8 protein-coding genes are annotated in these 7,318 nt (G+C 64.3%); 2 read left to right on the top strand and 6 right to left on the bottom strand.

The window, feature by feature from the left end; genetic code table 11:
* On the top strand, positions 1–147 hold a 147-nt coding region (locus FE263_RS21870), incomplete at its 5' end, for a transposase (protein WP_171034292.1).
* A gap of 467 nt (positions 148–614) precedes the next feature.
* Here the strand turns inward: FE263_RS21870 and FE263_RS21865 are convergent.
* The 6 genes from FE263_RS21865 to FE263_RS23080 all read right to left on the bottom strand — a co-directional run bounded on the left by FE263_RS21865 (position 615) and on the right by FE263_RS23080 (position 6,365).
* Complete coding sequence (locus FE263_RS21865) at positions 615–3,707, bottom strand: S41 family peptidase (protein ID WP_171034291.1); 3,093 nt, start codon at positions 3,705–3,707, stop codon at positions 615–617.
* Positions 3,708–4,240: 533 nt separating this feature from the next.
* Entirely contained in the window at positions 4,241–4,639 is a 399-nt protein-coding gene (locus FE263_RS21860) for a hypothetical protein (RefSeq protein ID WP_205880502.1), read from the bottom strand.
* 157 nt (positions 4,640–4,796) lie between these two features.
* Complete coding sequence (locus FE263_RS21855) at positions 4,797–5,114, bottom strand: GNAT family N-acetyltransferase (RefSeq protein ID WP_138328165.1); 318 nt, start codon at positions 5,112–5,114, stop codon at positions 4,797–4,799.
* A gap of 183 nt (positions 5,115–5,297) precedes the next feature.
* Positions 5,298–5,669: a helix-turn-helix domain-containing protein gene (locus FE263_RS21850; protein WP_138328164.1), complete on the bottom strand. Its 372-nt coding sequence runs from the start codon at positions 5,667–5,669 to the stop codon at positions 5,298–5,300.
* Positions 5,669–5,962 carry a type II toxin-antitoxin system HigB family toxin gene (locus FE263_RS21845; protein WP_138328163.1) on the bottom strand — a complete coding sequence of 98 codons (294 nt, stop codon included), beginning with the start codon at positions 5,960–5,962 and terminating at the stop codon, positions 5,669–5,671. Before FE263_RS21845 ends, FE263_RS21850 begins: the two co-directional genes overlap by 1 nt.
* Before the next feature lie 172 nt (positions 5,963–6,134).
* Positions 6,135–6,365: a helix-turn-helix domain-containing protein gene (locus tag FE263_RS23080; protein ID WP_408886238.1), complete on the bottom strand. Its 231-nt coding sequence runs from the start codon at positions 6,363–6,365 to the stop codon at positions 6,135–6,137.
* Positions 6,366–6,786: 421 nt separating this feature from the next.
* Between FE263_RS23080 and FE263_RS21840 the strand changes: the two genes are divergently transcribed.
* Positions 6,787–7,200: a hypothetical protein gene (locus FE263_RS21840; protein WP_138328162.1), complete on the top strand. Its 414-nt coding sequence runs from the start codon at positions 6,787–6,789 to the stop codon at positions 7,198–7,200.
* The last annotated feature ends 118 nt before the right edge of the window (positions 7,201–7,318 follow it).

Genomic DNA, 7,318 nt, shown 5'->3' with positions numbered 1-7,318 from the left:
CGCGTGCTCTATCGCCGCCGCAACGCCATCGAACGCATGTTCTGTCGGCTGAAGGACTACCGCAGCATCGCTACCCGTTACGACAAACTCGCGACCAACTTCGCCAGCAGCGTCTACCTCGCCGCCGCCATCAGCTTCTGGTTATGAGTCCGGATCCTAATTGCGCAGCCGCTGCCTGAACGAGCAGCAGATCTTGACGAGGGAGCAGCCATCCTAGGTTGCACAGCTAAGCCTTCAACAATTTCGGCGTGCTGCGGCTCAGTTGGGTTTCAACGGTAGGCACTAGGCCCTACCAGGACCATCGTATCCGCGGACCCGCGGATTCTAACCGTGCCAATCGATGCTGGCGAGGTAGGTCAGGCAGTTCACGGTCTTCTGCTTTCGACCCAAAGCGGACTTTTACGGCGTCAGCTGACCTGGATGAGTGTGTTTGAAGCAAACACCGCTTGAAGCGGTCCCGCGAACCATTCAACGCACTTGTCGTCGCCTTTGCACTGACAGATCAAGCGGAAGGCATGAGGACTTCCCACAGGGTGTTCGTCAACAACGCGCCTCGAGCTCTCCGTAGGTCCCGAACAAGACCAAGCGCGATGCCCAAAGGCTAGGCCGTTCTGTCACCGTGCTGATCCCGCGAACGAGGCCCCCGGCACGATGCCCGCGGACGGATAGGCGGGCAGCTCGGCGGGTGCGATGGCCGCTTGCGGCGGATGTGCCTCAAGGCGGTCGAGTGCTACCCTAACAGCGGTCTCGAGTTGCACGTCTCCTCCGCTGACGGCTTCGTCGGGCCGGTCATCCACCTCGACGTCCGACGCCACCCCCGTGTTCTCGATGATCCAACGGCCGGACGCATCGGCCAGTGAGTCCTTGGGGATCAGCAGGCCGGTGCCATCCATCAGCGACCAGGGCCGGTTGATCCCCTGCACGCCGCCCCAGCTGCGCGTGCCCACCAGGGGGCCCAGGCCGTAGGTGCGGAAGTAGTACGCGAACTGGTCGCCGTCCGAGCCGGTGCCCCAGTTCAGCAGCGTCACCATGTCGCGCGGCGGCGCCGCCACCGGCAGCGGGGAGACCGCGCGCTCTCGGTTGACGAACCCGCCGGCCAACGTGCGCCGCAGCACGGACAGCACCGCCTGGCTGGTGAAGCCGCCGATGTTCCAGCGCACGTCGACGATCAAGGCCTGCTTGTTCGCCTGCGGATAGAACTGGCGCACAAATTCGCCCCAGCCTTCGCCCACGAAATCGCTGAGCGCCACGTAGCCGACGCGCCCGTTCGACAGGCGGTCGACCAGGGCGTGGCTGCGGATGGTGCGGTCGAAGCGGCGCAGCGCCTCTTCGTCTGCGATCGGAACCACCTCGACAGTGTGTCGCACCCCGTGGTCGGAGGTCGCGACCGTCAGGGTCACCGGGCCGGCCGCGCCGAGCAGCAAAGCATCCGGGTTGTCCGGCGCCCGCAGCTCGCGGCCGTTCACCGCCAGCAACAGGTCACCCTCCCTGAGGCCGAGGCCCGGCGCCGTCAGCGGACTGCGGAACGCGTCGCGACTGTTGTCGCCGGCGAGGATGTGCGCGAAGCGATAACGGCCGGACACCGGATCGAGCGCGTAGTCCACGCCAAGGAAACTTGCCCGGACCGGCGGCCGCGGATCAGCTGGGCGCGCCGAGACGACGAACGTGTGCGAGCTGGCGAGCTCGCCCTGGATCTGCCCCAGCAGATAGCGGACGTCATCCTCGGAGCCGAGATGCGGCAGCAGCTTGGCATACGCGGTCCACACCGCCGGCCAGTCGGTGCCGTTCGTCACCCGGCTGAAGAACACGTCGCGATCCAGCCGCCAGGCATTGCGCACCATCTCCGTCCATTCCAAGCGCGGATCCACGGTAAGGCGCAGCGATGAGACGTCCAGCGCCACCTCCGGACCCGGCGCCACCCCGGTTCGAAGCAGATGCCATGCACCGTCGCGCCGAACGGCGACGCTGTCGCCCCGCGCGGACAGGCTGTGGTTGTCCAGGCCGCGTGCCACCACCCGTTCATTGCCACCGGGCAGATCGAACGCGTGCAGCTGTCCTTCCTGCCCCGGTAGGTCGCCGTCGATCAGCTGCAGCGGCCTGGTCTCGTAGAACAGCTGGTTGCCCCTCATCTCCAGACTGGCGATGACCGATGGCGTGATCGGCAAGGCCACCGCCCGCGCCATCAGGCCGGCAAGATCGGGGCGGAAGCTGGACGGCGGCGGCAAGGACGAGTGCGTCGCGAGGGGGGACGGATCGCCAGGATCGATGGTGGCCGCATAGATCCCGTCTGAATCGACGGTTGCGATAATGGTTTCCTCGTCACGATCGGAGACCATCGGCTGTTCGTTGCGCTGCGACACGAAGAACAGCACGCGCCCATCGGCGGAGAAGCAGGGCAGACGGTCGCTTTCCATCGGCGCGCTGACCACGGTATCGCGTCCATCCTGCAGCGCGAGCAGGTGGATCGCGCGCTGCCGGTTGGAGCGCTGGGTGCTATAGGCCACCCAGCGCCCATCTGGGGAGGACACGGCATCGCGGATCTCGGCCTCGGGATCCGTTGCCAGCCGACGCGGCGAACTGCCGTCCGTCGAAAGGCGCCACAGCTCGTGTGCTGCGCTGGCCACCAGCAGGTGGGACCCGTCCGGCGACCATCTCGGCGTATAAAGGACGCCGGAGGCGAAGTGCGTCAGCATTCGTTCGGGGCCGCCACGGCTCGGCCGGATCGCGATTTGCTGTTCCCCGTCAGTATCGGTCTCGTAGGCGATCCTGCTTCCGTCGGGCGACCAGGACGGGTGGTCCTCGTCCGCTCCCGGCGTTGCGGTGAGATCGCGCCATGTGCGGTCGGCGCGCAGGCCAAACAGATCGCCATGAGCAGAAACGGCTAGTTCGGTTCCGTCCGGCGACAAGCTGTAGTCGACATGATGCATCGTATCGACCACACGCATCGCCGTGGCGGCCGGGATCAACCTCGGCGCTGTGCGTGCGCCGTCATCGGGCACGTCGACGTTGATGCGCCGCAGCGTTTCGGACGGCAGGTCGAGTGCGTAGAGCAGGCCGCCTTGCGCGAAGGTAATGGTCCGCCCACCAAGCGACGGGGAGTCGATGTCATAATCAGCGAAGTTTGTGATCTGGCGGATCGACTTCGTGACCGTGTCGTAGGCCCAGATGTTGGAGCGGAAGCCGGCGCCACGATCGGACAGGAAGTAGATCGTGCGGCCGAACCACATCGGCGCGGTGTCGGTGCCCTTCCAGTCGGTGATGCGGTCCAGTCGTTTGCTGCCAAAGTCATAGGTGTAGAGGTTCTGGTGCTGGCCGCCGAGATAGCGCTTGGGCAGCGCTGCGTTGCGGAAGATCCGGTTGAAAGCAATCACGTGGCCGCCGGGGCCGAACGACAGCAGACCCGAATGGTCGAGCGCCAGGAGCTGCGGCCATCCGCCGCCCACCGGCACCTGGAACGCGCGTGCGATCTTCCACGAAGTCGATCGGATCGACGACAAGAACACCACATTTTGGGAGTCAGGCGTCCAGGCCACGACCTCGCTATTTGTGGCCGGGGTGGTGGTCATGAATGTCAGCCGGCGCTCCACTCCGCCATTGGCCGGCATCACGTAGACGTCGTACGTACCAGCGCGCTGCGCGGTGAAGGCGATCCATCGCCCATTGGGGGAGAAATGCGGAAAGGAGACGTTGCTGGGATCGTGCGTCAACCGTGTCGCCGGGCCACCGGATAAGGGTGCGGTCCAAAGATCGCCACGGGCCGCGAAGGCCACTCGCATGTCCGATGCGTTCGGGGTGCGCATGAAGGGCACAACGGGATCCGCGGCGCAGGCCTCCCGCATGGCGGTCGTCGCCAAGCCGAGGCATAGTATTGCGGAAAAAAGCGCGGTCACACCGAGCCCGTCCGCTGGCGTCTGCAACTGCTGCGGCCCACGACGAGTCATAACCATAAGATCAACTGCTCCTGCTGACCGGCTGACTGGTGCAAGCGATATACCACATCAGAGCAGTATAATTCTTTGACTTACACCGCCATTCTCCCGATATATAGAAAACCGCCCCCATCATGATCACAAGAAATGATAGTGGTGGCCAAAAGATGGTGGAAACTCTCAGCATCTCCAGTTTCGAGAATTTGTAGAATGGAGTCCTCGTCAATATCCGCTCCTGATGATGGCGGGTCAGGAAGCTGATCTGATCCAGTAAGAGTGGGAGTGGTAAGGTGGAAGTCGGCCCCAGGGGATCAAGGGCCATGTCCGGTTTCCACCACGAAGACGTCCTCCACCTTCATGGCCAACGCCGCACCGATCCGCCCGAAGCTGTAGACCATGAGCGCGATCAGCGCCCGGTCGCGCAGCCCGATCGGCGTGCTGATGTCGATACTGTCGAGCAGCGTGCGGGCCTCGGCCGGATCCAGCACCGGCGTCTTGCCTTTCCGAACGCTGTGCGCCGGCCCACGCACCGAGGCGGCGGGGTTGAGCGGCACCACCTGACCCATCACCAGCCAGTCGAACAGGTGGCGGATGGCGGCGAGCTGCTGCTTGACCGTGGGCGCCGAGCGCGCCTGCGTCTGCAGCTCGATCCAGGCCGCGACGGCAGCGGCTGCACCGCGGCGATCGACGGCACCGCGTGCTCCTCGCACCAGCACAGGAAGTCCGTCACGGCCCGGGAGTAGGCACGCCGCGTGTGCGGGTTGCGCAACGTGGAGGCAAAGAACTCAAGGAAGCGGATGCCGGCCCGCTCGCCAGCACGCGTGATAAGCGCCGGAACGGTTGCTGTCCCAACGAGCGCAAGAGTCGTCACAAGGCGCTCGAAGCGGCAGGTGCGATCGTCTTTCGCAGGAACATCCGGCTGTGCCCGACGCGATAATCCTCGAGCGTGCCGAACACCGAGTAGCCAAGCTTCTCGTAGAAGCCGCGCGCCTGGAAGCTGAACGTGTCCAGCCAGACCTGATGGCAGCCGCGGCACAGGGCTTCTTCCTCCGCGCGTTGCAAGAGGGTGCGACCGATGCCGGTGCCACGCATCGCCTCAGGCACGACCAGAAGCTCGATATGCAGATAGCCCCAGGCGCTGTCACCCCAGAGGCCGCCGATGACCTCCCGCGATCCCGGGGCCACGGCCTGTAGCTTCCTTCTGACTCACTTTCGCCAAGATTGAATAGCGCCCAGCCGAGAAGGGCTCGCCATTTGTCGAGCCTGTTCAAGCACCTGGTGCGTCATGGGGCCGCTACACGTAATCCGGTGGTGGACGTGAGCCGTCCGGCAATCAACCGCGAGGAAGGCACTACTGCCACTCGGTTATTAGGCAGCGGCCCGGTTTGGCAGTAGCGCCCCTGCAGGAATGGACCATGCGCGGCTGAGTGCTGCGATCATCTCGACACTCAGGCTACGACGTCCACGCAGGACCTCCGATGCCCGCGAACGTGAGCCAAGCACAGTGGCCAGCTCTGACTGGGTGTAGCCATTCTGCTTCATGACGAAGCGGATGACCTCGACCGGGCTCACATCCGGCACCGGATGCATGTCTGCCTCGTAGGCACTGAGCAGGGCCGTCAGAACATCAAACCGGTCGGCCTGCGGCGTGCTTGGCTCAGGCGGGTGAGTGAAATAGCGCTCGATCTCCTGCAGCGCCCAGTCGTAGGACGCCTCGTCCTTCACCGGTCGGATATCCATCACACAACCTCCGGGTTGATCTTGTCGTAGTCCTTGTGCGTGCCGATGAACTTGATCAGCACACGCCTGTAGCCGTAGGCCACGTGGACGATCAGGCGATATTTGTTGCCGCCGATGTCAAAGATCACGCGGTTGTCGGCCACGAAGTCCGCCGAGTTGAACACGGCTCCGATGTCAGCTGGCGTGGTCCACTCTGCCTGCGAGGCGATGGTGTACCATGCACGCAGCGGAGCCGCAGCCTGGGGGTGCGTCTCCCAAAACGCTCTGAGCTTGCGCAAGGCAATCACTTGCATTGAGGCACCATAGCCTGTTCCCATTCTGGGAACAAGTCCCCGCATGTTCGACCCCGATCAGAGGTAGTTGTGATGGGAGCGGAGCGGGCGGTGGGGTAGGGAAGTGTCTTGGATCCGGCAGCGTTAACCGACCCTGATTTATCAGAGGCTGCGTATCCAACACTGCAGCAGGCTACCGTGCCGACCCGGTCCGGATGACACGAAGCATAAGCGGGTGGTCTACCTTGTAGATCCGAGCGAGCCTGAGGACCCTCTGAGCGCCGAGATCGCCAAGGCCTTCCTCCAACGCCAGGATGAGCTTGGTGGAGTGAAGGCCAAGCGCCTCCGACACCTGCCCGACAGTTAGGCCGGCCTGCAGACGCCAAGTCCGCAAGATGACGGCTCGTCTCCGCCGCACGATCATGGCGGCACTGTTATGCCGCCAGCGGTTCTGCGACGAGACGCCGTGATGCTCCATACCGGATGTAGAACCCGGCAACAGTCCAATGTCACGCCCAAGCCGAGACGCCCGTGACAAGCTCATTGGGCAGCTTTGCCGGCATGTCGGGAGGCAAAATCGACGTGGAAGAAGGCCGTATCCTTGTAACAGAGATGACCGAAACGTAACGATGCGTGCAGAGGTGATTGTCTCGGAATATCCGTGGCGGCAGGCATAGTTAAGAATTCAAAAACGCAACTATATTCAGAACCGTAACGTCTCTCGAGTGCTTTGGCGTCCGGCTGGCGGGTCCATCGGACCTTGTTTCAGCTGCGTGCAACCCGGTGGCGGGGGTCATCCGCACCGAGGCTGCGCGCGACTTGGCTTGGATGGCTCGAGGCTTGCGATGACGGAGATCCAGAGACTGCGCCGGCTGTTGTCGGTCGAGCGTGCGCACCGCATGCAGCTCGAGAGTAACATCGAGATCCTGATCGAACTGCTGGCGGACACCAGGGAGCCGGCGATCAGTACGCAGGCGAGCCTCAGGCACCTGCTGCGAGCCGTGCAGGCCGGTGGACGCCACGCACGGCAGCTCGACGTGCGCTACCGTGTGGTCGTGCAAGAGCATGTAGGCCCGGTCGAAGCACTGCAGCACAGCGAGGTGCCCGGGCTGCTCGGCGAGGCATCCAAGCTGGGCCTGCCTGGCTTCATCGAGTGGCTGTCGAAGCAGCGCCCGGACCTGGCGCAGATCATCCGCGACGCTCGGGTCGGGCCTGATCCGGATCGCAATCCAGGCTGTGAGGCTCTGCCAGGAGAATAGGGGCGGGCTTCGGTCTTCGCCGCGGACGCGGCGGCGCGGGAGCCGAGAGGCGTTGCCTCTTCTCTCCCCCCAAGCGGCTTCCACCCAGCTTCCTGCGCCGGCGCTGCGCTCTGGCTGC

Source organism: Lichenicoccus roseus, assembly GCF_005844085.1.
Taxonomy (GTDB): domain Bacteria; phylum Pseudomonadota; class Alphaproteobacteria; order Acetobacterales; family Acetobacteraceae; genus Lichenicoccus; species Lichenicoccus roseus.
Note: the sequence above shows the minus strand (reverse complement) of the source record. Positions and strands in the feature narration are given on the sequence as shown.

Coding starts and splice junctions, on each gene's coding strand:
- FE263_RS21840 (WP_138328162.1), top strand. CDS start 6,787: ATGACGGAGATCCAGAGACTGCGCCGGCTGTTGTCGGTCGAGCGTGCG.
- FE263_RS21845 (WP_138328163.1), bottom strand. CDS start 5,962: ATGCAAGTGATTGCCTTGCGCAAGCTCAGAGCGTTTTGGGAGACGCAC.
- FE263_RS21850 (WP_138328164.1), bottom strand. CDS start 5,669: ATGGATATCCGACCGGTGAAGGACGAGGCGTCCTACGACTGGGCGCTG.
- FE263_RS23080 (WP_408886238.1), bottom strand. CDS start 6,365: ATGATCGTGCGGCGGAGACGAGCCGTCATCTTGCGGACTTGGCGTCTG.